General features: G+C 42.8%; 23 protein-coding genes and 1 tRNA gene. 4 read left to right on the top strand and 20 right to left on the bottom strand.

Going from position 1 to position 23,294, the window contains the following annotated elements:
* Positions 1-91 precede the first annotated feature (91 nt).
* The 8 genes from AC1TPC_RS10745 to AC1TPC_RS10710 all read right to left on the bottom strand — a co-directional run bounded on the left by AC1TPC_RS10745 (position 92) and on the right by AC1TPC_RS10710 (position 6,696).
* Positions 92-343 (bottom strand): DUF3892 domain-containing protein, encoded by a 252-nt coding sequence (locus tag AC1TPC_RS10745; protein WP_482066844.1) that lies wholly within the window; start codon positions 341-343, stop codon positions 92-94.
* 87 nt (positions 344-430) lie between these two features.
* The gene (bioC, locus tag AC1TPC_RS10740; protein ID WP_482066843.1) at positions 431-1,273 is read right to left on the bottom strand and encodes a malonyl-ACP O-methyltransferase BioC; all 843 of its coding nucleotides are present in this window, start codon (positions 1,271-1,273) and stop codon (positions 431-433) included.
* Entirely contained in the window at positions 1,236-2,036 is an 801-nt protein-coding gene (locus tag AC1TPC_RS10735; RefSeq protein ID WP_482066842.1) for an alpha/beta fold hydrolase, read from the bottom strand. The genes bioC and AC1TPC_RS10735 overlap by 38 nt, the downstream gene beginning before the upstream one ends.
* The gene (gene bioF, locus AC1TPC_RS10730; RefSeq protein WP_482066841.1) at positions 2,033-3,211 is read right to left on the bottom strand and encodes an 8-amino-7-oxononanoate synthase; all 1,179 of its coding nucleotides are present in this window, start codon (positions 3,209-3,211) and stop codon (positions 2,033-2,035) included. The genes AC1TPC_RS10735 and bioF overlap by 4 nt, the downstream gene beginning before the upstream one ends.
* Positions 3,212-3,224: 13 nt before the next feature.
* Entirely contained in the window at positions 3,225-4,223 is a 999-nt protein-coding gene (bioB, locus tag AC1TPC_RS10725) for a biotin synthase BioB (protein WP_482066840.1), read from the bottom strand.
* Positions 4,223-4,960: a dethiobiotin synthase gene (bioD, locus tag AC1TPC_RS10720; protein ID WP_482066839.1), complete on the bottom strand. Its 738-nt coding sequence runs from the start codon at positions 4,958-4,960 to the stop codon at positions 4,223-4,225. Before bioD ends, bioB begins: the two co-directional genes overlap by 1 nt.
* Positions 4,957-6,318 carry an adenosylmethionine--8-amino-7-oxononanoate transaminase gene (gene bioA / locus AC1TPC_RS10715; protein ID WP_482066838.1) on the bottom strand — a complete coding sequence of 454 codons (1,362 nt, stop codon included), beginning with the start codon at positions 6,316-6,318 and terminating at the stop codon, positions 4,957-4,959. The genes bioD and bioA overlap by 4 nt, the downstream gene beginning before the upstream one ends.
* Positions 6,319-6,528: 210 nt before the next feature.
* On the bottom strand, positions 6,529-6,696 hold the full coding sequence (locus tag AC1TPC_RS10710) for a hypothetical protein (protein WP_482066837.1): 168 nt from the start codon (positions 6,694-6,696) through the stop codon (positions 6,529-6,531).
* A 161-nt stretch (positions 6,697-6,857) separates the two neighbouring features.
* Here AC1TPC_RS10710 and AC1TPC_RS10705 point away from each other — a divergent pair, with 161 nt between their 5' ends.
* Both AC1TPC_RS10705 and AC1TPC_RS10700 read left to right on the top strand, forming a co-directional pair.
* The gene (locus tag AC1TPC_RS10705; RefSeq protein ID WP_482066836.1) at positions 6,858-7,052 is read left to right on the top strand and encodes a DUF2524 domain-containing protein; all 195 of its coding nucleotides are present in this window, start codon (positions 6,858-6,860) and stop codon (positions 7,050-7,052) included.
* A gap of 250 nt (positions 7,053-7,302) precedes the next feature.
* Positions 7,303-7,497 (top strand): Spo0E family sporulation regulatory protein-aspartic acid phosphatase, encoded by a 195-nt coding sequence (locus tag AC1TPC_RS10700; protein WP_482066835.1) that lies wholly within the window; start codon positions 7,303-7,305, stop codon positions 7,495-7,497.
* 6 nt (positions 7,498-7,503) lie between these two features.
* Here AC1TPC_RS10700 and AC1TPC_RS10695 read toward each other — a convergent pair whose 3' ends face one another.
* The gene (locus AC1TPC_RS10695; RefSeq protein WP_482066834.1) at positions 7,504-7,854 is read right to left on the bottom strand and encodes a hypothetical protein; all 351 of its coding nucleotides are present in this window, start codon (positions 7,852-7,854) and stop codon (positions 7,504-7,506) included.
* 193 nt (positions 7,855-8,047) lie between these two features.
* Between AC1TPC_RS10695 and AC1TPC_RS10690 the strand changes: the two genes are divergently transcribed.
* Positions 8,048-8,123, top strand: a tRNA-Val gene (locus AC1TPC_RS10690).
* A gap of 191 nt (positions 8,124-8,314) precedes the next feature.
* Here the strand turns inward: AC1TPC_RS10690 and AC1TPC_RS10685 are convergent.
* Positions 8,315-9,805, bottom strand: coding sequence for a stalk domain-containing protein (locus AC1TPC_RS10685; RefSeq protein ID WP_482066833.1), 1,491 nt, complete (start codon positions 9,803-9,805; stop codon positions 8,315-8,317).
* A gap of 208 nt (positions 9,806-10,013) precedes the next feature.
* Here AC1TPC_RS10685 and AC1TPC_RS10680 point away from each other — a divergent pair, with 208 nt between their 5' ends.
* Positions 10,014-10,967, top strand: coding sequence for an S-layer homology domain-containing protein (locus AC1TPC_RS10680; RefSeq protein ID WP_482066832.1), 954 nt, complete (start codon positions 10,014-10,016; stop codon positions 10,965-10,967).
* Positions 10,968-11,031: 64 nt separating this feature from the next.
* Here the strand turns inward: AC1TPC_RS10680 and AC1TPC_RS10675 are convergent, their stop codons facing one another.
* The 10 genes from AC1TPC_RS10675 to AC1TPC_RS10630 all read right to left on the bottom strand — a co-directional run bounded on the left by AC1TPC_RS10675 (position 11,032) and on the right by AC1TPC_RS10630 (position 23,290).
* Positions 11,032-11,718 carry a uracil-DNA glycosylase gene (locus AC1TPC_RS10675; protein ID WP_482066899.1) on the bottom strand — a complete coding sequence of 229 codons (687 nt, stop codon included), beginning with the start codon at positions 11,716-11,718 and terminating at the stop codon, positions 11,032-11,034.
* A gap of 49 nt (positions 11,719-11,767) precedes the next feature.
* Complete coding sequence (locus tag AC1TPC_RS10670; RefSeq protein ID WP_482066831.1) at positions 11,768-12,256, bottom strand: hypothetical protein; 489 nt, start codon at positions 12,254-12,256, stop codon at positions 11,768-11,770.
* A 134-nt stretch (positions 12,257-12,390) separates the two neighbouring features.
* Positions 12,391-12,786 (bottom strand): RDD family protein, encoded by a 396-nt coding sequence (locus AC1TPC_RS10665; RefSeq protein ID WP_482066830.1) that lies wholly within the window; start codon positions 12,784-12,786, stop codon positions 12,391-12,393.
* A gap of 242 nt (positions 12,787-13,028) precedes the next feature.
* Positions 13,029-13,298 carry an excalibur calcium-binding domain-containing protein gene (locus tag AC1TPC_RS10660; protein ID WP_482066898.1) on the bottom strand — a complete coding sequence of 90 codons (270 nt, stop codon included), beginning with the start codon at positions 13,296-13,298 and terminating at the stop codon, positions 13,029-13,031.
* A gap of 948 nt (positions 13,299-14,246) precedes the next feature.
* On the bottom strand, positions 14,247-15,047 hold the full coding sequence (locus tag AC1TPC_RS10655) for a DUF2971 domain-containing protein (RefSeq protein WP_482066829.1): 801 nt from the start codon (positions 15,045-15,047) through the stop codon (positions 14,247-14,249).
* 121 nt (positions 15,048-15,168) lie between these two features.
* Positions 15,169-17,124 (bottom strand): ATP-binding protein, encoded by a 1,956-nt coding sequence (locus AC1TPC_RS10650; RefSeq protein ID WP_482066828.1) that lies wholly within the window; start codon positions 17,122-17,124, stop codon positions 15,169-15,171.
* Between the two features lie 79 nt (positions 17,125-17,203).
* Positions 17,204-17,476 carry a hypothetical protein gene (locus AC1TPC_RS10645; RefSeq protein ID WP_482066827.1) on the bottom strand — a complete coding sequence of 91 codons (273 nt, stop codon included), beginning with the start codon at positions 17,474-17,476 and terminating at the stop codon, positions 17,204-17,206.
* 34 nt (positions 17,477-17,510) lie between these two features.
* Positions 17,511-20,579 carry a restriction endonuclease gene (locus AC1TPC_RS10640; protein WP_482066826.1) on the bottom strand — a complete coding sequence of 1,023 codons (3,069 nt, stop codon included), beginning with the start codon at positions 20,577-20,579 and terminating at the stop codon, positions 17,511-17,513.
* Between the two features lie 17 nt (positions 20,580-20,596).
* Positions 20,597-22,549: a site-specific DNA-methyltransferase gene (locus AC1TPC_RS10635; protein ID WP_482066825.1), complete on the bottom strand. Its 1,953-nt coding sequence runs from the start codon at positions 22,547-22,549 to the stop codon at positions 20,597-20,599.
* A 15-nt stretch (positions 22,550-22,564) separates the two neighbouring features.
* Positions 22,565-23,290, bottom strand: coding sequence for a DUF4391 domain-containing protein (locus AC1TPC_RS10630; protein ID WP_482066824.1), 726 nt, complete (start codon positions 23,288-23,290; stop codon positions 22,565-22,567).
* Positions 23,291-23,294: the final 4 nt, after the last annotated feature.

The raw sequence follows: 23,294 nt of genomic DNA, 5'->3' as shown, positions 1-23,294 counted from the left end.
CGCCTTTCCTTTTAGAGCCTTAGTCATCCATGGACGATCTAGGCAAATCACGCTGGTTTGTCGGTTTATTTAAGAGCATTAACTATTTGCCCTAAAAGGTAGGCAGCTGGTCCAAATTGTTCGTCGGATCGCCGTCGGCATCGCCGCGGATATACGTATCGCCATCTCTGCCCTTGAAGGCGTTAACGCCCGAAATATTTCCGGCTTGGACTTCCTGAAGCGCCGTTGCATAATCAAGCACGCGACCGCTTGTCGTTTTGAACGCAGTCAGGTCACCGTCTCCGTTTTTTTGCACGGCGACAATCTGCTCTCTCGTGTCTTGTCCGCCAATCGAATCGCTCATTTTTCGTTAGCTCCTTTCAATGTAGAAGAATGTACAACAATCCTTATATTGCCTTATAGATGGAGTTATTATGCAGAGAAACCCCATTTATTTTGCAGCTTGCGCTTGGAATAATAAAAGCTCGTATGTTGCAGCGATGCCTTCTGGCAGGCTGAACCTCTTCTCATACTCCATGTACATGTTCGTGAACAGGCTTCTTGAGCCGAAGTAGCGTTTATCGGCAGCTTCTGAAGCGCTGGCTCCTACCGCTTTTACAGAGTGCAGAAACTCTCTTACAGAAGCAAATTTTTCGATTTGAGTCGAGCATTCAGCTTGAATGGTTGAGAAGCCCGCTTCAGCCAGCATGCCCTTCCACTCGGAAGCGGATTGGAACGAAATCCCGTGACGCTGCGGGACTTTTCCGTTGGCATTATAAACGGCATTAAATGATTCATGCAGCTCGCGAAACGTTTCCGGCCCGAACGTTGTAAACACCAGCAAGCCTTCTGAACGAAGCAGGCCTTGCAGCTTGCGCAGCGTCTTGCTCGGCTCGCTCAACCATTGAAAGCATGCGTTAGCGACGATCAAATCAAATGAGCCTGATGGAGCTTCGGATACCCACTCCTCGACATCTGCATGCAAAAAACGAACGCGCGCTCGTCCAGAACCTAAACGGAGACGATGCTCAGCTGCTTTTAGCATCTCCGGTGCCAAGTCCAATGCGGTAATCATGGAGCTTGACCATTCGTTAGCCAACATTTCGGTCAGCGTTCCGGTTCCGCAGCCTACTTCAAGTATTCGAAGCGCGGGGGGTTCTTCTGGGTGAGCATGCTTTTGAAGCGTTTGGGCAAGTCGATCCGCCATTAAGCGCTGCACGTTTGCATGCTGATCATAAGTACCGGCTGCGCTGCGATTAAAATGTCGTTTGATCATTTGTTTTCTGTTGCTCATGCCACCATCTCCTTAGCTCGACGGCTATGCCCGCTTCCCTTCCAATAAACGGTACATGGCCGCAGTCGGTTAATGTTAGCAGCTCAGCGCTTGGCAATAGGGACATCAACTCCCCGGCAGCGCCGTATGGACAAATCTTATCCTCGGTGCCATGAATTAATAAAACAGGGCATGTCATCTGTGAAAGTAGAGTTAAGCTCTCCTCATGACGTAAAAGCTCAAGTCCCGCGATAAGAGCAGAGGTTGTCCAGCCACCTATCGACGGAAGACTGTCAGGCAAGTCAGCTTCCCGTTCCGAATCCGTAAACATGATCTGCCGAAATTTCAACTCTACTTCAAATCGGTCATTCTGAAGGCTTCTAATCATCTGCCTCATATAAGCATCCGACCATCCCCTAGTCTTCTCTTCTCTTGAACGGGTAAACCGGGCTGTTCCTGCGAGCAGCAAGAGACCGTCTGCGTACCTTCTTGAAGCAAGTCTAAGTGCCAATAATGCGCCAAGCGACCAGCCTGCTATCAATAGCGGACTGCCGGCGTCTTCTGCAGCCGAATCGATCAGCTCCAGCATCTCTTCTGGCGTATCTGCCTTGCTGTAATCTACAGCGATATGATGAAATTCCGGTAAACACGCATGAAACCGGTCGAAGACTGTATTCGAAATGCTCCATCCCGACAGCCATAGGATCGTGCTTTGCTTCATGCCGGTGCCAGGTCTGCCAAATAGGGCAGAATCATTCAACGGATAATCAGCCAATTCTGTCATGGACTCAGCACCCCCAGCTGCAATCCGATCCGGCGAATGCGCATGGCCGCATCGACCAATTCATGCTCAGCATGCGCTGCCGATAAGGAGAAACGAATGCGCGCGGTTCCGATTGGAACGGTTGGCGGACGAATCGCTACAGCGGCGATTCCTTCAACTTCGAGCGCTTCACTGAAACGAAGTGCCACTGCGTTATCGCCGACGATCAGCGGAATGATAGGCGTGTCCCCGGAGCCGACGTTAAAGCCGGCAGCACAAAGAGAGGAGCGGAACAGCCTGCACGCCGCATGAAGATGTTCACGCTGCCAATGCTCGGCCTGTACCAAGTCGAGTGCGGTTGAAATACCTGCGATGAGCGACGGGGGCAGCGCCGTTGAATAAATCAACGACCTTGCCTTGTTGATCAGCCAGCGGATTAAAGTTCGACTGCCGCAAACATACGCGCCGTATACGCCAAACGCTTTGCTGAATGTACCCATATGTACATCCACCTCATTTTGCAAACCCAGCTCATGGCATAGCCCCTCGCCGCGCGCTCCGTAAATTCCCCCGCTATGCGCCTCGTCTACCATCAGCATCGCGCCATGCTCTCTTTTGAGCGAAGCTAGCTCCTGCAAGGGTGCCAGATCGCCATCCATGGAAAAAACGGCATCTGTAACAATCAGCTTACGCCGTTTGTCACGGTGCTTGTTCAGCAATGCCTTCAGATGCTCCATATCGTTATGGCGGTATCTAGCATGCTCGGCTCGGCTCATGACAATGCCGTCCACAATGCTCGCATGGTTGAACTGATCACTGAAAACGACATCGCCTCGTCCAACGAGTGCGCTTATTACACTTGAATTAGCCATATAGCCGTTTGCAAATACAAGTGCAGCCTCACTGTTCTGCCAAGCAGCCAGCTCTTCCTCAAGGCGGCCATTCAGCGGCCGGTTGCCGGTTACAAGGCGCGAAGCGCCTGAGCCTGCTCCGCCTATAAGAAGCTGCTCGCGAATCGCCTCAGTAATGGCGGGATGCAGTGCAAGCCCTAGATAATCATTGGATGCCAGATTTAGCAGCACTCGTTCTCCGCGCCGCACATAGCCAGGGCGATCTGAAACGGTGTCATTCTCGCGCAGGGTGCGCTCAAGCGATGCATCTGTCAATTTCGCAAGCTCTTCTTCCATCCACTTCATGTTCTGTACCGCCTTAAAGGGCATTCAATTCAATTTCAAAGCCCATATCTTCAATAATTTGATGATCAGCCGAAATATCTTGGCCTGCTGTCGTTAAATAATCGCCAACAAAAAGCGAATTTGCAGCGTATAGCGACAAAGGCTGCAGTGAACGGAGGTTTACCTCGCGGCCGCCCGCGACACGAATTTCTTTTGCCGGGCAAATGAACCGAAACAGCGCAAGAACCTTCAAAGCTTTTATAGCCGGAGTACGTCCAGCCTTCTCAAGCGGGGTCCCCGGAATCGCATTCAGGAAATTGATTGGAATCGAATCCGCATCCAGCTCGCGGAGCGCGTAAGCCATTTCAACGATTTCTTGATTCGTTTCCCCCATACCGATAATGACGCCCGAGCAGGGAGATATGCCGTGCATCTTCACCTTCTCTACCGTTTCAACTCGCTGGTCGTATGTATGAGTTGTCGTAATCGACGGGTAGTTGGCTTTGCTCGTATTCAGATTATGATTGTATCGATGTACGCCTGCTTCCGCTAAGCGCTCGGCTTGACCGTCCTTTAACAGTCCCAAGCAGGCGCATATTTTGAGCGGCATCGTATCACGGATTTCTTTTACCGCATCTACGACTTGATTCAGTTCCCTTTCCGTTGGACCTTTCCCGGCCGCAACAATGCAATAGGTGCCTGCCTTGCGAGCCATCGCTTCGCGGGCTCCTGCTACCAATGTGTCCTTATCGAGCAGCGTATATTTTTGAACGGGCGCAGTTGATACGATAGATTGCGAGCAATAGCCGCAGTCTTCGGGACAAAGGCCGCTTTTGGCGTTGATGATCATGTTCAGCTTCACTTTTTTGCCGAAATAATGCTTCCTCACCGTAAAAGCAGCTTGCAGCAGCGGAAGCAGCTCCTCGTTGTCCGCTTCAAGTATGGCTAGCCCTTCCTCAACCGTTAAAAGCTCGCCATTAAGCGCTTTTTGAGCAAAAGAAGCCCATTCAACATTACCAGCTACTGTATTCATTATTCTACAGCCTCCGTTAATTGAGCAGCTAATCCTTGTAGGATAGGTGTCAATAGAATCTTTTCTCTTACCGTCTTGATCAACAATTGTGTATTCTTCTCGTCATGCAAGCGTGGAAAACGACCGAGTACCTTTACGCCGCAATATCGTTCGATTAGCTTTGCGTTCATTGCGACACTCGGATCGTCCTGTATGTCTGTCGATTCGCCATCGTTTAAAATAATGCCGATGATCGGGATCTTGCGGTCACGGAGGAAGGACACCGTAAGCAGCGTGTGGTTAATCGTGCCGAGACCTGAACGCGCCACAATTATGACGGGTACGCGCAGCTCCGTAATCAAGTCTGCTACGAGTGCGGTGTCAGTCAGCGGAACCGCGACGCCGCCTGCTCCTTCGACAAGCAGCGACTCGTAACGCTTCGCCAAAGGCTCGCCAGCGTCGATTAGCTCCCGCAGCGTTAAGCTCATCCCCGCTTCCTTTGCAGCGAGCAGCGGGGCAAGAGGTGCCTCAAATGTAAATGGCCCCACTGCTTCCGCCCGTTCTTCAATGCCGGAGCATTGCAGCAGACGTTCTGCGTCGGTAGCTCCGCTGCCAAGAGGGGCGCCTGACTGCACAGGCTTCCATACGCCGACATTTAGCCCTTCAGCGCGCATCGCAGCAGCAAGAGCACCCGTAACGATTGTTTTCCCAACGCCGGTGTCCGTTCCCGTTACAAATAATCCGCGTATCCCATTCATGAATGTAAACCACCTTCAGTGACATCTATGATGGCTTGTACCAAAATATCCGTCATTGCAGCAAGCTCAGCTTCTGTGCTGGCAAGCGGAGGAATAAACACGATGACATTGCCAAGCGGCCTCGTAAGCAGTCCTAGCTCTTTAGCTCGCCTGCTCGTTCTGACGCCAATTCGTTCTGCCCATTCGTAAGACTCTCGTGAAGCCTTATTGCGTACGAGCTCAATTCCGATCATCAGTCCCTTTTGCCGGATATCGCCGACATGCGGACGGTTTTTAAGCGCAGCGAGCTTTTGCTCTACAAAGGACGCCTTTATGTTTACGCCTTCAAGCATGTTACGTTCTTCAAACAGCTTCAAGCTTGCCAATGCAACTGCACATCCAAGCGGGTTGCCCGTGAAGGAATGTCCGTGGAAAAATGTTTTCTGTTCCGTGTAATCCGCATAAAAAGCATCATAAATCTCATCCGTCGCAAGCGTCGCTGCCACCGGCAAATAGCCGCCAGTCAGCCCTTTTCCTATAACCATCAAATCAGGCGAGACCTGCTCCAAATCGCAAGCGAACATCGCACCCGTCCGGCCAAAGCCCGTTGCCACCTCATCCGCGATAAGCAGCACGCCATACTGTCGGCACAGCGCGGCCATCTCGCGTAAACAACCCGGCGGCATGACGATGATCCCACCGGCTCCCTGCACGATCGGCTCCACAATTAGCGCAGCTATCTCATCAGCCTTTGTCTCAAGGAGCATTCGCAATGCCGTTAGTGTAGCTTTCATCGCTTCTGCAGCTCCGCCTTCATGGCGATAAGCATTCGGGTAAGGAATCACGTGGGATGGAAAAAGCATGGGGCGGAACACGTCATGATAGAGCGGAATAGCACCTACGCTGACTGCGCCAATCGTATCCCCATGGTACGCTTGATTCATCGTGATAAACGTTGATTTGCCCTTTATCCCGAGGTTATGCCAGTATTGAAATGCCATTTTGATCGCAATCTCGACACCGGTTGCTCCGGAATCAGAGTAAAAAACTTTATTTAAGCCTTTTGGAGCGATAACTGCCAATCTCTCTGCCAGCTCAATTGCCGGTACATTTGCCATTCCGAGCAAAGTGCTGTGGGCGACAAGCTCCAGCTGATCCCTGATCGCTTGATTGAGCTCCGGCACGTTATGCCCGTGAACGTTGAGCCAGACGGATGAGAAACCGTCATAATAAGCACGGCCCTGCACATCATATAGCCGGACGCCTTCCCCACGTTCAATGATGAGCGGATCTGCGTCATTATAGTCCTTCATTTGGGTAAAAGGATGCCATAGGTGCGCCTTGTTCATTGCGGTAAGCCATTCGTAACTCCGTGTCATAATAATCTCCATCCGATAATCATTCCTATTGTTAACCAAAATATTTTTATTTAGGTTGACAATAGATTGCTGCTAGTTTAGCAGACCATCATATTCCTGTAAAGAGAAATCAATTCGTTCGTTTAATTAATGGAAATAATTTCATTAATCCTTCCTATGCATAAAAAAATCCGACGAATTCGCTTGTTAGGCGAACGCCGGATTTTCGTTTTATTTTCTTTTGAAAGTCTCTGCCGGAAGCTTCCTTCGCCATACAAACTGCTCATCATGCGATAATGTATCTTTAATAACGAATTCTGCCACCGCCCCAATCACTATACCAATTATTCCAAACATTCCCAATAGCCATATAGCCAAATAGGCATAATCCGCAGCCAACAGAAACCGCCTCCTGAGCGCTTTCTATATAGGTATGCGGATTTGATTAGCTTTAGTATACGTTTCCAATATGCATATCCATCGTTAAACGGCTCATACTAACTGACGGACATTGGATAACAATGCTAAGGTCCTACCTTACAGGATTGGAGGGAAAAGCGATGCTTGAAAATGTAGACAGCAGCTATAATTGTGCGAATGCGTCTCATGATTTACCAAGCTTATTACAGGAATTAGAGCAGCTAGAGCAAGCCGTACACGGAGAACAAACCGAAGAAGAGCAGCAGCACTTGAACCGGATTCGAAACCAAATCCATTTCATTCGAAACAAATGCGATATTCCGCATGAGTCATAACGCGTTTAAAGAAAGTACCCCCTAAGGCTGTAAATCCTTAGGGGGTATTTTATCTCTCGTATTCACATTTGACTATTCTTCCATATATGTGAATGTTTCAGAATAAACGCAGCGGTGTAGTTAATCAAATACGAAGGTATTCATTATAGAATTGTTCAATAAACTAACAAATTCCTCATTTGTTTTATCAACAAATTCAAACAACCTTCGTTTATTGTTATACTCACATTGAAAAGTTGGAGGGGTTTTAATGGAGCACTGTTTTTATCAGAAAAAAATTGAAGAGGTACGTGCCGAAATGATCTTAATTTTTGATGCATGCAACAACCTCACAGATCAGGCAGTTGTCAAAATCAGCCAAGAGCTTGATTATCTCCTCAACGAATATTCAGGCTGCTTGGCCAAAGCAGAGCGACAATCAAGCTCTCTTGCACGTATAGGCTGAGCCCTTTTATTTTGCAAAAAATTCAATGGCATTGCTCTCATCCTTGAGAACAGCAAATATAAATTGAAGCCCGGGAGTAACCCATTCTTCCGCTACTTCAGGCACTGTAAAGTCCAGATCAACAATAGCGCTATCCCAAATTTCGATGGAATCTTCACTGCCGAGCTCGTTTAAAAACGATAATTTAAAAATCATCGGGTCTCCCTCGTCATCATAATGCTCGGACACTTCGAATCCGGTAAATTGCTGCACAACGATCTTGTAATCTACATCATTTTGCAAGTGGACGATGCCTGATTTGCCAATCAATTGTTGAACGGCCTCTACAAACTGATTGTGAATGTCGTTATTATACATGTTTAAAGCCATCTCCTATCTATGTATCAATGTGCTGTTTACACTTGATTCTAAGTAGCTTGTTCTACCTAAAGCATTATAACCCGCTAGACATCAGCACTGCAATCTGAAGGGTAAGCTTTTCTTTACAAAATCCCAAAAAAGTGTTGACTTCACTTCCTTATCCTGCTATATTATTAATTGTCGCTAATACGATCTGGTAGCTCAGCTGGGAGAGCACTATCTTGACAGGGTAGGGGTCACAGGTTCGAACCCTGTTCAGATCACCATAACTTAAACGTCGAAACCCTTGTGTATCAAGGGTTTTTTTGTTTTCATCTCCGATATTGGGTAGATCGAGTATTGCTGCGAGTAAGCTGGTTAAAAGATCCCTATACGTGAAACGAGCCTTTAGAAGCGCTAAAGGCTCGTTTTTTTATTTTCTGGTCAGATAGCAACCCCACCCCACGTTAAACTAGCTTCAATTGTCTGATTTAATATCAATCGTTCTGTTGTCCGCATCCCATACCACTGTGGCTCCCAATCCTTCACTAACAAAACGAAGCGGCACCATGGTCATACCTTTTATTACTAGCGGAGGACCCACCAGCGTCAACTTCACGCCATCTTTCATTCCTGCTGTCGTTCTAATCTTTAATTTCAGCTTATGATCGGAGTTAGAGATCGTAATATTGCCCTCACTATACTGAACCTCTGCTCCCATCCCCTCTAATACACCCCGAAGTGGTATATAGGAAATTCCTTTAATAACAATAGGATTTGCCGAGAGCGGTACTCCAACGCCATTAAGCTTGACATTAATCGCCTTCCAAACGGGCCTTAGCTGCGGCTTCAACGCCTTGTCCGAGAGCTTCACATAGGCTTGGAATTCTTTATCATCAACGGTCTCATTCCCTGTAATTGAACTGATTGTATCGTAAGTACTGACGGTTCCATCTGTTTTTAACAATAGAATCTGATTATTTGTATGGAAATCAAATTGTCGTATTTCTTCTTTACCGATATTCAAATCATGTTTTTGCAAACTAGGAACGGAAAGCGAAGCGGAATCCCACCACAGCAAATCTCCATTTTTCTTGGAAACCGCACAGAAAACACCACAGCTTATCATTTCGACACCGCTCGCAATTTGTTTCAGCTTCATCAATTTCTGAAGCTCCCACAACGTTCCATCTTCCTTGGTCACATAAATCCGATAGTATGGCGAAATTTCAACGATGTTTTTGACTTTATAATCAGCTAGTTTAATCGGCGCATGTTTTACAATTAAATCGATATTGCTAAAACTGCCAAGCCCACCCCATACCCACGTACTTCCGTCCTTCGCTACAGCGGCAGAAAATAATGACCCTGCATAAATGGATTCAATATTTTGTAGATTAGGCACCTTCATAGGAATCAGTGAACTTGAAATAGATTGCTTCCATTCCGTTCTTCCAAGCGCACCATAGGTGGGATTTCCCCAGCTCCACACCGATCCATCCGACTTTAACGCGATGGCATGGTTGCTCCCTGTTTTGATATCAACAACATCGTTAAGGCCCTCTACTTTAACCGGTTTCGTTATATATTCGGAAGCTGGAGGGTAGACTCCATCTCCTTGAAATCCGGTGTCTCTGCCCCAAACCCAAACCGTTCCATCTTTTTTTAGAGCAAAGCTATTTTCGAAACTCGAGGCAATTTTTACAACATCCCCCAAAACAGGTACAGCAGCTGATTTGAATCCAGTCGTACCGTCCCCTACTCCACCCATGTAATTATGTCCCCAAGCCCATACGACACCTTCACGATCCAAGGCAAGCGCAGATCTATGATATTCCTGCGTGCTAATTTGCACAATATTATTCAAGCTTTTGACTTTCGAATCGGATGAAGCATGTACATGGCCAGAAAACATAATCATAAGGACAAGGATAAAAATAATAGGTTTGAATATTTTTCTAATTTTCATAGCAGCTCCTTTTTGTAATTTTTTGTATTATTAAGTTTGACGAGAGTTTTTTCAAAAGGTTGCGTTGTACCGGTTCCGAATTTCTTCGCTTGATCAATAAAGGCAGGGCCACTCTCCTAAAGATTAATGTTTTCTTGCGAATTGCAACAAATTGAATTATTATTGCGTCAAATAAGTGCTGCAGCAAAATAAACGAAGAGGTGACCGTATGAGAAAACGACCGATAATAATATTGACGCTGGTTGCAATGATGCTCTTCACGCTCGGACAAACCGTCTGGGCATTTAAAGATGTAAAAAATGATGTAAACGAGCAAAAAATTGCCGAGCTAAAGAAACTAGGCATACTAAGCAGCAATAAAGAGGATAAGTTTAATCCGAAGGGCAAGCTCACTTATGCGGAAGGCGTAACCTTGATTGTAAAAGGGTTAGAGCTCAACATCGATCATATTCGCTTCATTAAAGAGCCTAAAGCAAGCGATTATTTTACTAACCTGAAGGACAATGCATGGTATTCGCAATCGTTTATCATTGCTAATCTTAATGGACTTGAAATTCCAAAAACAGTCAAAGCTAATGATGTCATGACACGTGAGCAGTTCGCCCACCACTTGTTCAAAGCGATTTTGAAAAAAGGCGATTTTGCCTTTATCGAAATTTATATGATGCTTGAGGATGAGGCAGACGTTAACAAGGATTACATGGAAAGCATCCAAAAGCTGCTCATTAGCAAAATCGTCACACTGGATAGCTCGAACAAGTTTTATCCTAAAAAAGCGATCACGCGAAGCGACGCCGCCGGCTGGCTCTATGATGCCGTTACATTCGTAAAGGAGACGACTCCTATTCCTGAATTGCCCGAACAGCCGAAGCTAGACCTTAAGCTTACTGTTAATGCCGTAAACGCTGACATTAATAAAGTAACCATCAGCGCGCAAGTGCCGCATCCTGGTTACAGCATCCGGATCTCTTCCATTGGCTTTGAAGGAGACCAGGCGATTATTTATGTCGAAACGATTCTCCCTGATCCAGATAAAATGTATCCGCAGGTTGTAACCGATGTTCAGGTTTCGACCTACGTAGATGCAAAGCTAAAACCAGTGCTTCCGCAATCCGCTTCTTCAAGCGATGCATCGACAGGCAGCGCGATCAGCGCCAAGTAACAAAGACAGAAAAAGGCTTCTCCTATGGTATGAGCAATCGCTCAGTCATCGGAGAAGCCTTTTTTTAACTGCTTCTTAGTTCATACAGCATAGGTATCGTCCAGTCAATAGGCTCGCTCCCAATCGCCTCTAGAAAGTCATTCGCCCTTGAGAAAGGCTTGCTTCCAAAAAAACCCTTGCGAGCAGCAAACGGACTTGGATGCGGCGAGGATATAATATGATGCTTGTCCCTATCAATATGAGCGGCCTTCGCCTCTGCGTGCTTGCCCCACAGCATAAATACGACAGGCTTGTCCCTTTCATTCATCGCCGCAATGATCGAATCGGTAAACCGCTCCCACCCTAGTCCCTGATGCGAATTCGGTTTGCCCTCCTCCACCGTAAGCACCGTATTAAGGAGCAGTACGCCTTGCTGCGCCCAAGATACTAAACTGCCATGGTCTGGAATCGGAGCACCCACATCCGCCTCCAGCTCTTTGTATATGTTCTTTAAAGATGGCGGCACCTTCATGCCCGGCTGCACGGAGAAGCTAAGCCCATGTGCCTGCATAGGACCGTGATACGGATCCTGCCCCAAAACGACAACCTTCGTCTGTTCATAGGTTGTATAATTTAGTGCATTAAAAATATTTTGCTTCTCTGGGTAAACCGTCATCGATTTATATTTATCATCAAGGTAATCAAGCAGCTCAAGCAAATAAGGGGCTTTAAGCTCCTCCTCTAGCCGCTGCGACCAATCGTTACTGGGCATTATCGTCACATCAACGTCTCCTTCTAAGCTGTATAAATGAAAAAATTTCCTATACTTGCTTATCAAACCAATTCAAATAATATTGATTAATATATTGTCCCGCTAACATATAAGGAACGGTTTCTTCTTCAACGAACGATTCCCTGCCCCTGATGCTAAAATAAAGCCACAGCGCAAGCCCTTCAGAGAATGCCTCAGCATTATATTCCGCACCATTCAACAGATTAGAAATAACGCCCATGCAGCTCTCAATTGCGGCCTCCCCTTCTGGATGATGCGCTTGGAGCTTTATTTTCAGATAGGAATAAACATAAGGAAACTCTTTGCTTCCCGACAAAATGGTGCTAAAAAGCGCAGTCGAGATAGCAGCAGCCATAATGCCCGTTTTCCACTGCTCTCTGTTTTCTAATAAAAAATGATCATCCTTGAACCTATCGGTTAAATCATGATATAAAGTATCCTTCAACGAAAACACTTCCGCATATAAACGGCGTGAGCTTTGCTTAAGTGAAGACTCCTCATTCTTATGCTTATTCATTCAACCGCCTACTTCCCCTTATTTGCTCAAGTATTGCGTTACAGCTTCTAGTTTACTTCATTCAAATTAGAGAAAGCAAAAGTTTGCAAAAAAAGCCGGCAGCGTTTATACGCAGCAGGCTTCGCTCGTTTTTTTCAATTGGCATGCACAACTTCCGTACCCGCGATAAAATCATGAATGGCCCGCTTATCCTCACGCATACCAACCATAAAGGCACTGACGATAGCTGCAATACCCAATGTTACGCCGTATATTAGCCCGCCAACAACATGTCGCAGCAGCATCGTTCCTAGACCAGGAGGCGAACCGTCAAGCTTTCTGATCTGAACACCGCAAATACGCTTTCCAATCGTATAACCTCTCCAAAAGACGGGAAGCAATAGCGTATAAAGGAATGAAATCACATCTGTATAATATTCCCTTCCCTCCAACCCACCGGTAATAATCAATGAAATAATAAATAAAGGAACACCAACGATAATACCGTCAAGCAACGCAGCTCCTAGTCGAATCCAAAATCCTGCATTCATGTTTGAAATCCCTCCAAAACAAGTTAATTGTGTGGCTTCATGACATTGAGCAGACCAAGATGAGTTTTTCGCTTATCAAGTAAGATGTATGCGAGAACCAAACTCATGTATGCCTATTATGTAAGATTCGGGATGAAAAGATTACCCATCATATTTTTTGACAATATTATCAATTATGTATTCTGACTGATTGGATTTCAAAATGATATTGCATGTATTGGTGGTAATATTGAAGCACGGGCTTAACGCTCGCATGCAATCAAATCTTTGTCACGGTCACTTTTCTTATTGGCATCATAGATAGCCTGTGAAACATAAGGCTTATATTTCGTTTTTCCACCTTTATTTTTAACTGACGAAGTACGAGCAACTCCGCCTTTGTATACCTTATTCATTTCTGTACAGTTTTTATATGTATCGATATTTGCTTTTGCTTCTGCTCTGTCAGTTGTATTTAATGAATAACCTAGAAGTAGTCCTAATGATATGAAAACGATAAATACCTTTTTAATATTAACACTTCTTCTTCTTTTGAAATTACATCTTCACTAAAATGGATCAATTAGTTCACTCATCTCAACAGCGCAGTCAATGAAAAAACCTCCTTCGATTGTACCTGATTTTGTCAGATACTACAAAGGAGGTTTTCCAGCTTTTACGTAAATCTTGTATAATAAGTTACAGGATTTATGTAAATATAGAGCGTTATGTACTTCGTGAAAACCATTAAAACCTCAAAGTTTTCTAGGTATGCCGAGGACGGGAATCGAACCCGTACGGTGGTCACCCACCGCAGGATTTTAAGTCCTGTGCGTCCTGGCCAATCCGCAAAACCGCGTGGATACTGGATTCTGCACTATCTGCACCGCTTTAGCTCAACAGGATTCATAACACAAAGAACTCGTGAATCCTGTGTGTCTAAATACATTATATCAGGCCAGGAAACGGAACACAAGTTCGCGTTATATTAATAATAGTGGGTCGTCATCGAACTTGATTAAATTTCTAATGAGACATTCATTATCAATTTTAACTTCCAATTCTTCTTTGCTTGTTTCATTTTCGTCATCCAAGCTGCATATTATTAATCTTGGTTCTAAGGTGTCGAAGATGCAATGTTGATGCTCTCTTAAGCGGTGCAACTCGGCATTAATATTTTCCTTTTCAGTGTAGGCTACCTCGAACTTCATTCGATAATCAGAAGTGTTTGCCCCAGTCACTGTTAATAAGAACCGATTTTGTTCATAGTCAAACCAAACTAGATACATACCCGTTTGAACTTTTTTCATACGCAATTTGCGAAAATTGATAACCAACACTCCTTCTAACTTACGTGTTTTCGGACTTCAGTATGCTTTGAAGTGTCCTTGACTATCCGCTTGTAAATACATGTTTGTCATCAGGGATGTGATCATCGAAAACTTCTTTAATATCTCAGTTTACTTAATAGGTAACCGTTGTCACCAATTTATTTGATGAGATTCCATCTTGAAAGAGTGCAGTTGTTGTGACATTTGACAAATTTTTAATTGTTTCGCTTTTGCTATTTCGATGAGGCGTGCTCTTTCTTCTTGTTTCATCCTCAGCCCTAAATAAATAATTTGAGGCTCGCATTGTTTCAAAATATATTTATTTACTTCTAAGACCTGTTGATTTCCCATATTGACATAACCATAGGGTACATAAAGCTTTTCATTGTCTTCCTCGCCATAACACTTGCCGATATATTCACCATAATCCAAGTGTCTTACGTCAACATCTTTTAGAGTGTATATCGCTCTCCATTCTTCTTCGTATTTCCAATCTTCAGATTTAACATATAATAAGGCTTCAATCTGATTCGTATCAAGTTGGGTTGCATTGACCATACTTGGCTCCTTCTCATATTTGACCCCATCAAACTTATCACTTATATGAGTAATATCTTCTTCTGCATAACCCACACAAAAGCCAGAATGCGCACTCGCATAATGTGCCCACATAAGGGGATTATCATATTTTGCTGTAACACATAAGATTCTATGTTTAAATCTTAATAGCTCTTTACTATCCTCCGCGAACATTTTGCTAAGATCTTTTGGAAAATTCGATCCAATTGAGTCCCAGTACCTTTGCTCTTCTGGTGTCACATCATAAAAAAAATGGCCTATTCCTTCAAACGGATCATTAAACCTCATCAGATCATTAAAGCAAACCAAACTATTGATCAAGTTATTAAGTGAATTCTCATTCACCGAATAGTACTTATATAACAATCTCATAATTTCAACTCCATTATGTCATCAACCACTTCTTTTGACTTCAGTATGTTGCTCGCCACAACATCATATTAAGATTAGCTATCGAAGCACCATGCATTAATCCAGTCACTCCTCCAATTATTTAATCGGGTAAGTACTGACTGTACTTGTCCTTCAAATACCTCATTCCTTCTTCGTTATCTTTCACAAACAACTCTAGCTTGTCCTGAAGATATCTGTGTTTACCTTTAGCATCTTGAATAACTTGCTTCCACTCTTTCACCCAAACTTCCATATTATTTCCACGATACAGCAGTCCAGGGTCTCTGTCTGACTGAGTTACCTTTTTTGTAGCAAACTTATCCATTCTGATTCCAAGCAAGACAATTTTCCACTTAGTCTTATCCTTGTCAAAATACTCATTCTCTTCGATTGCTACTGCGTACTTCTCAATCTGATTTAGTTCATCTTGGCCTATCACACAAGAGGGCCTTTTAAGTTCAATAACCAAATTTTCAAAGTGGTCGCCGCCACCAGTCACGCACTGTCGATATAAACCGATATCAGGAATATCATTTAGGTCTTTGATCTTTGAATAATCTAATTCTTCTACTTGATCACTTCTACCCAGTAATTCGAGGTGCTTCTTAAGAGCATTCTTCAAAGTAATATCATCATATGCATATGAATACTGCTCACCAAACAGCCATAGTTCACCCAACAGAATTTTATGCAATTGACTTCTTTCTTTTAATCGTTTGTGATACTCATCAGAATATAGTATTTGTTCAAGTCCGTTGATAAATGACACTCGGTCTGATATCAATTTGGTAGTATTGATAATGGACTTTAGACTAGTCTTATCAAGAATGGCTGCAAATTCTTCTTGTTGGTCTACAGGAAGATTTAATACTTCGTTCAATATCTTGCTAAGGCTGGTAGGATTAGCTTGCAATGCTTCCTTAAGTAATCGGTATGTAAACTGCTTTGAACCTTTATTCAACTTACTAAATTCAGGTAGGTATTGGTTAATCTTGACTGCGCAGATATCGAATACCTGCCTTTCAGCAATCTCTATGATTGTGTTGGCTTTTCCTGTGTAAGGATATACCTTTTCTTCTTTAAGTTTTTTAACTTCCTTAGAGGCTTCGTTTGCTAATCTGTCTCTATAAATTGACTTTAGAATTTCATAAGCTTCATCTCTAAGAACATTATACTCAGGAGTCATTTCTCGAACTTCCAACTGATTGTCATTCACCAAATTTTCTACTATGTCGCTTTGAAGGTATGCGGTATGGGGAAATCCCCCAGTAGTCTTAACCCCCGATGCCTCTTCCTCATATGCAATTCCTTCGTTGTTACATAGATACATATTCTTGGTTGACCCTGTACTCCATTCAATTATCTTCAAATTACCACTTACTACTTTTGATTGGCATGTAGTGCTTATACTATAGTCTTGCTGATTTACAATAACTTTGCTGGGATTAAGAAGGATTCCATCAATAGTGATTCTAATACCACTAAATGCAAGTAGATAAGGCCCGAAGATCAACGTTAATTCTTGAGCTAATCTGGAACTATCGGCAATCTCATTAACCTTTTCATCATATAGTTCTGAAATGCTGACACTGACACCTATCTCAGTACCAATTGTCTTATCTGGATTTGAGAATTGGAAGTAGTTCATATTACCCAATCGCCCAATAATATTAAACTCATACAACTCTTCGTTGTCCTTAAAGATACTAACCCATTCTATGCTTTTACCAAGGGCGAATCCGTTGTAACGACCTTGACCTAACTTACCATGATATCTTCTACCACTAGGACTTGTCTTATTTTTTATCTTATGAGAGCCACCTAATTTACCAAAACGATCTTGAATGAGACCAAAGTGTATTCCTTCTCCGTTGTCAGTTATAACAATATGTTCAATTCCTCCAAGGCGGTTTCTTTCAAATTGAACATTAACCTTAGTAGCATCTGCATCAAGTGCATTCCAAATTAGTTCCGCCAGAGCCTTGAGGGATCTCGTCTTAGAGAATTTATTAAGGTGTTCATTTGATAACTTCACCTCTAATTGTCCCAACGCCATACCTATCACCCAATTTCCATTTAATAAAAGGCGGCTACTCCTTAGCTTGTTTTACTTGATGCAGTGCCGTCTATTGGTTTTATCCAGTAACATCCAACTTTAATGAGCCTCTTTGGTTGAACGACAATATGGTCTGTTCAAGTTCATATTTGCTGCAAGTTATCGTGTCACCAATCTCATCAATTTTACCCTCGTGGACATACAGCTTTTGCAAGCAGAATAATGTAACATCATGATCGAACCAAATATCATAACTGTCGATCATGATGTCTTGATTATTGTAAATAGAAACATTAATAGTGGCATATTTCTCCCGATCTATTGTCTCCGCAATTTTATCTATAAGGGGCAAAATGTCACATCCTAGTCACTAAAACTAAGTGTTGTTACCTTCCAATCTTGTTCTTAAAATCGGTATAGCTATTCGCCCAATGGAAATCAACATCACTTGAAACTGCTTTGAAATGCAGCTCTCCACATCTTATTTTTCGTCTCTCGACAGTTGTTAGGTCTTTGTCTTCCTTGTCGATCTTTGTTTCAATGATAAAGTAGAGCTTGGCGGTATTGTTATCTCCTTTGTACAAAACAGCCCAGTCTGGTGAGTATTCGCCAAATGGCGTATCGATGACGAATCCGCCCTTCTTAATCTTCGTGAACAGCAATACATTCGGGTCAGCATCCAATTGCTCAGCAAATGTCTTCTCGCCCTTACTATCCAGCCTGTAATACTTGTACATCGCTCTACGATTGCTCGAATTCGTCTTATATATAAGGCTTGTTGCATCATCAAGCATCGTCTGATCAATCGAATCCGCTTCAAAGATCGTTTTATCACTAAATACATATCCATCAATCGTTTGGTATTCCGTAATGCCGAATGCCTTAAATTCCTTCAGCTTTGACTTGATCCGCTGGGTCGTTATATCAAGGATGTCCTGATTACTCAGAAGCACCTTCCTATCTAGCTTCGATACGATTTTATATATGGCCAGACGCGGTAAAAGCGTATGATACATAATATAGTTAATTATTTCGAAGTCGCTTTTCTTCTGCCATTGTGTGCTCAAGTCCTCATGTTCGTACTGTTGAATGGCTTCGGCAAGCATGAACTTCTGTTGATCATTGAAGGTCGCTTTTCCTGTCTCAACTTCAAACTCATTACGTAGTTTCTTATGTTTTAACAGATCATTCAATTCGTTGATACATGAATCTATAAATGCCTGATGATCGATCTTAACTTGATACATCGTTCGCTTTCTCATACGAGCACTTAATTCTTTGAGCAACAGGACAAAAGCATCCTCGGACATGAAGCTATGTTGGCCATTATCAACAGGAGCTTCGTCTCCATTCTTAACGGGGATCTTCTTAGTTCCCTTTGCGATCATGTGCTCAACAAACTTCTCTTTGATCATTTCGCTATGCTCTTTTAAGGTTTCATCCTTAAATTCAATCGATAGAATCTCTTTAGAGTTCTTGGTGAGCTGATTCTTTTCATTGATAAACTTGTTCTGAAAGAGTTCGTTCTTGAATGCTTCAACCAATTCAGCAGTGACCTTATCAACTGGAATACCCGCTTGTTTTAGAGCTTTATGAATAATATCTGCTGTCACTTCATCCTTATCAAAGCCTGCTTGATCATTGAAATCATTCTGGAGAGCAGCCGCAAATTGATCGTAATAATCGTTAGCAATAATGGTTAGCTCATTGATCTCTGCATTGGTGCTACGGTTTCCATTGATGTCTACGGGCAGCCTGAGCCCTCGACCAATCTCTTGCTTCTTCGCAATCTCTGAGCCGCCACGCTTGAGCGTACAAAGAGTGAATACGTTAGGGTTATCCCAACCTTCGCGTAGTGCTGAGTGAGAAAAGATGAAAGCAAGTGGTTCATCGAACGAGATAAGCTCATCTTTTTTCTCCAAGATTAACTCAATACCACGATCCACATCTTCCTGTGATTTCTGCTTGAGCTTTTGTTCATCAAGAATACTTTCCCAGTTCTCTACTTCAACAGAATGTTTATTCTTGTCCACCGCAAAGTATCCTTCACGTACTTTAAGGATATCTTTATAGTGCTTGAATAGAGCTGGGTATTTGGTAAATAATTGATTCCATGTTGTATCCTCGATGATGTTTGCGTACTCTTCATCAAAGATTCGCAAATATTCCCCGCGTCCATCAGAAGCAGTGCTGTCTCTGAACTTGTGAACAGCATCAATAAAGAATAGCGTCAGGATCTTGATATTGTAACCCTGACGCAGTATCTTGAGCTGCTTATCAAGGTGCGTTCTGATGGCAAGGCGAATCTGAATTCGAATGATGTCACTTTCACTAATACCAGAATTGTTGTCTCCGATTCCTAGCTCGATGATGTTATCGCCCGTACCAATCTTTAACTTCTTCAACTGATGAGGGTCTTCTTGAACGATCATATTCCGATACTGATCCAAGGAACCAGATAGTTCATGCAAGTTCGCGCCGCGGCGTACGTTAAATGTCTTTGTTCGTATCGTACCACCTTGCTCGACATGGAATATCTCAAGTTTGGCATGGAGGTCTTTTGTGAATTCAACATAACGTACATATGGATAGTCCTTAGAAATCGTACCATGTACCGTCTTGACTTCGATCTTCTTAACCAGGTTATTCTGATAGGCATCATAGGAATCAAGCTTATATACCTGATTGTACAATCGTTTGTGAGTTGCTGAATAACGCAGAATGAAGAGCGGGTTAATCATCTCGATAGCTTCAAGTGAAGCACTCTTCTTCTTCCCAGCACCTTCAATCTTTTGCGGTTCATCAATGATTACAATGGGATTGATGTATTGGATATCATCCCACAGCACCTGGCCATATTCATCTTCTTGGCGCAGTTTGTTCGTTTCCTTATTAAAAGCCTGTATATTCATTACTGCTATACTTAAGTCCATGGTTTCGACGAACTTGGAGCTAATCTCATTCGGTGTAGATGAATTATATACAAATGCATGGTTCTTCAAGTCCAGACCATCGTACAATGCCATAAAATGCTCTCGTAGCATCTCGATGCTCTTCTCTACACCTTTACGAATGGCAATCGTCGGAACGACGATCATAAACTTAGTGAATCCATAGGCTTTGTTAAGCTCAAGGATCGTCCTCAGGTAGACGTAGGTTTTCCCCGTACCTGTTTCCATCTCAATGGTGAAGTTATTGTTTTCCAATTGGTAGTCAGGAAACAACATGTTCTGAAGCTGTACTTCACGAAGATTATTAAGTAGCCTTGTGCCAGTAACGATCTGTGGATTCCTTACGGGATCACCTTCTGTGATCTGTCTAGCGCGAGATATGTTTCGATAGATTGCACTATCTTCTTGTCGGTTAACGCCCTTAAAAAGACTTACTACCGATTCGATAGCTTCCTTTTGGTAGTTCAGTCCATCTTCAAACTGAAAGGCTATACGTTTTGTCACTGCGGTTTCACCTCCACTTAAATGAATTCGACTCGATAAGCCCGTTTCTCAAGTCCGCTATTCTTACGTATTTGAGCTTCCAATCGAATCATTGTGTTTTCCTTCAGGGAGATGTCATCCCCAAAAGCGCTGTCTCTGAAGATGATCTTGGTCGGCATAGGTTCAATGTCCGCGATCTTATTGATCATGTCCTCAGTAATCGTCTCTTCAAGACATACAACGACTGTATCAGCAAAGATATATGTTCTACGACTGATGTCAGATAGTTGTTCTACATTGGAAGAGAGCGGGATATCCCTATGTCGCAATAGAATTTCGTAGACAATATCAATGTCTGTGAAACCAGGGTTGAAGTCTATCTTATCTTTATCTGTCATTGTCATGTCATAATCAAGAACATCTTTAGTGATGGCTTCACTGAACCAACGGATATTTGTTGTGGCTACCCTGAATACTTTAAATCCAACATCCAGGCTCATTACTCCTATTTTACCTTTGCTTTCTTCTAATATAGTTTCTCCAGTACGACGAATTCTTTCTTTTCCTATTTCACATATGTTTGAAAATCCAGCCTTATAAGCTTCACTCTTTTCTTTACATTTCTCAGGAATTTGGACCATAATAAATCTCCTTCTTCCTTCATCCTCAGCATTAAGTTGCATTACTGCGTGTGCTGTACTTGCTGAGCCTGAGAAGAAATCCATAACCAAAGAATCTTTGTTCGTCCCTAATTTTAGCAACCAGTAAATTAAATCATGAGGTTTGGAATAATCAAATACCTTAGAACCCATAATTTGTTCTAACTTCTTTGAAGCTTGCGTACTAGAATATTGTTCAATTAGTGCCAAGGGGCGGTTTGTTCTGGTTATAGGATTATTATTGTTGTCTACTTTCAAATATTGCTTGGTGTATACTTGCCAGCTTCCATCAGTCGTTTTTTTAATTACTAGGAAGTCATTTTGGATTCCCCACTCAACTTTTTGCTTTGACCACCGCCAACAAGCCTGTTTTCCATCAATCTCAGGTAATAACTCTGTGCCATCTGGTGCGATAATTGGATAATCTAATGAAGCAGAGTACTGTATACTAGCTTGATTCAACTTCTGTAAATAGTATTTACCTCTATACTGCACATGCTCATCTTCCAGTGAATACCTGTCCTCATTTGTGATATCAACTCCATGTATAGTCAGACTAGTATTATTCTTGGCATAACATAGAATATATTCATGTTTTATTCTGAAGAACTCACTATCTGAACCACCGCCACCTTCTTTATTTGCCCATACTAAATTAGCAATAAAGTTCGCCTCACCGAAAATCTCATTACATATTTTCTTTAGATTATCTACTTCGTTATCATCGATACTAATAAAGACAACTCCATCATCTGATAGTAAATCTTTAGCTACCTTTAGCCTAGGATATATCATTGACAACCAACTTGAATGATATCTCGAACTACTTTGTTGATTTATCATTAGTCGATTTCCATCTTCAGTTATATCCCCTTCTTTAATTTCTACCTGAGCTCTCTCTTCAACAAAATTATCCATGTAAACGAAATCTTTCCCTGTATTATAAGGAGGATCTATATAGATCATCTTCACTTTATTGAAGTAACTATTACGAAGCAACTTTAATACCTCTAGATTATCTCCTTCAATGTATAGATTTTCTGTTTCTCCTGGATTTTTGCTTTCCTCTGGAACATACCTTAATGTCTGCGTAGCCAAGTCTATATTAGAAACACGTTTAGCTTCAGCCTTACCAGCCCAATTGAGCTCATAGCGTTCCTCAGAATCAACGTATTGGCCTAGTTCTGCTAGTAATGATGAGAAGTCAACAACTCCATCTTTCACAGCAGAAGGAAAGAGCTCGGCAAGCTGCTCACCGAACTTCTTTTCGAATTTTGCTTTGTTAGCCTTAATTGGATCGAAAATCTCCTTGGACACCTTGGTATAATCCACGCTAAATTCCTCCTGTTAATTGGTTACGAATTGAGATAATTGGTTTAAGATGTTCTTTAGTTCAGAATTGCACTTGGCTTGCTCGGATATGGTCTTAGCTGCTTTCTTGTCCTTCAGAAGCTGTATAACTCTTTTATAGTAATCAAAGATAAGAAGAGCATCCGATACATTATACCACGCCTTAGAAGTGAGCAGTCCCTTACTCCCTGACCATACCGATGAATGAGTAATGATGTAGGCCTTCGTCATCATCTCTATATACATGGTCATCTTATTCGCTTTATTTCTTAACTTGTCGAAAGAGACATAGTCATTCATTAGTGTTACAGATTCGTCAGTCAGTAGTGATGAGGAAATAGCTGTTAAGATCGAACCCTCAATTACAACCTGCGAGCGATCCTGTAGATTGAGTCTTTTATGTGCAAAGGAATACGTCAGCATTCCTTTCATATCAAAGCATCTAATCATACAAAACGACTTAACGAGTTTCTGAATGATATCGCATACGAACGATGCATCCTTAATAGAATTCAACTTAACCCCAAAGAAAAGTATCGCCTGGCAATCATATTGATCGTTTATTAGTGATGGTACTGACTCACCAGCTATCTGATACTCAAGCTTTATCAACGAAACAGAATCTTTGAAGCGTTTCTTTTCCTTAGAAGACAAGTCTGCCGTCATAAAGGTATTGATTTGAATACTTTTGTCTACTTCATACTGGCTTGGTAAACCTAGCATGGAT

Source organism: Paenibacillus sp. Y280, from assembly GCF_056786335.1.
Note: the sequence above shows the minus strand (reverse complement) of the source record. Positions and strands in the feature narration are given on the sequence as shown.

Excerpts from the sequence above, each read along its gene's own strand:
- AC1TPC_RS10685 (WP_482066833.1), bottom strand. The coding sequence starts at position 9,805 with ATGAAAATTAGAAAAATATTCAAACCTATTATTTTTATCCTTGTCCTT.
- AC1TPC_RS10745 (WP_482066844.1), bottom strand. The coding sequence starts at position 343 with ATGAGCGATTCGATTGGCGGACAAGACACGAGAGAGCAGATTGTCGCC.
- AC1TPC_RS10705 (WP_482066836.1), top strand. The coding sequence starts at position 6,858 with ATGCTTGAAAATGTAGACAGCAGCTATAATTGTGCGAATGCGTCTCAT.
- bioF (WP_482066841.1), bottom strand. The coding sequence starts at position 3,211 with ATGAAGTGGATGGAAGAAGAGCTTGCGAAATTGACAGATGCATCGCTT.
- bioC (WP_482066843.1), bottom strand. The coding sequence starts at position 1,273 with ATGAGCAACAGAAAACAAATGATCAAACGACATTTTAATCGCAGCGCA.
- AC1TPC_RS10630 (WP_482066824.1), bottom strand. The coding sequence starts at position 23,290 with ATGCTAGGTTTACCAAGCCAGTATGAAGTAGACAAAAGTATTCAAATC.
- bioA (WP_482066838.1), bottom strand. The coding sequence starts at position 6,318 with ATGACACGGAGTTACGAATGGCTTACCGCAATGAACAAGGCGCACCTA.
- AC1TPC_RS10655 (WP_482066829.1), bottom strand. The coding sequence starts at position 15,047 with ATGAGATTGTTATATAAGTACTATTCGGTGAATGAGAATTCACTTAAT.
- AC1TPC_RS10680 (WP_482066832.1), top strand. The coding sequence starts at position 10,014 with ATGAGAAAACGACCGATAATAATATTGACGCTGGTTGCAATGATGCTC.
- AC1TPC_RS10650 (WP_482066828.1), bottom strand. The coding sequence starts at position 17,124 with ATGGCGTTGGGACAATTAGAGGTGAAGTTATCAAATGAACACCTTAAT.
- AC1TPC_RS10675 (WP_482066899.1), bottom strand. The coding sequence starts at position 11,718 with ATGCCCAGTAACGATTGGTCGCAGCGGCTAGAGGAGGAGCTTAAAGCC.
- AC1TPC_RS10665 (WP_482066830.1), bottom strand. The coding sequence starts at position 12,786 with ATGAATGCAGGATTTTGGATTCGACTAGGAGCTGCGTTGCTTGACGGT.
- bioB (WP_482066840.1), bottom strand. The coding sequence starts at position 4,223 with ATGAATACAGTAGCTGGTAATGTTGAATGGGCTTCTTTTGCTCAAAAA.
- bioD (WP_482066839.1), bottom strand. The coding sequence starts at position 4,960 with ATGAATGGGATACGCGGATTATTTGTAACGGGAACGGACACCGGCGTT.
- AC1TPC_RS10670 (WP_482066831.1), bottom strand. The coding sequence starts at position 12,256 with ATGAATAAGCATAAGAATGAGGAGTCTTCACTTAAGCAAAGCTCACGC.
- AC1TPC_RS10735 (WP_482066842.1), bottom strand. The coding sequence starts at position 2,036 with ATGACAGAATTGGCTGATTATCCGTTGAATGATTCTGCCCTATTTGGC.
- AC1TPC_RS10700 (WP_482066835.1), top strand. The coding sequence starts at position 7,303 with ATGGAGCACTGTTTTTATCAGAAAAAAATTGAAGAGGTACGTGCCGAA.
- AC1TPC_RS10695 (WP_482066834.1), bottom strand. The coding sequence starts at position 7,854 with ATGTATAATAACGACATTCACAATCAGTTTGTAGAGGCCGTTCAACAA.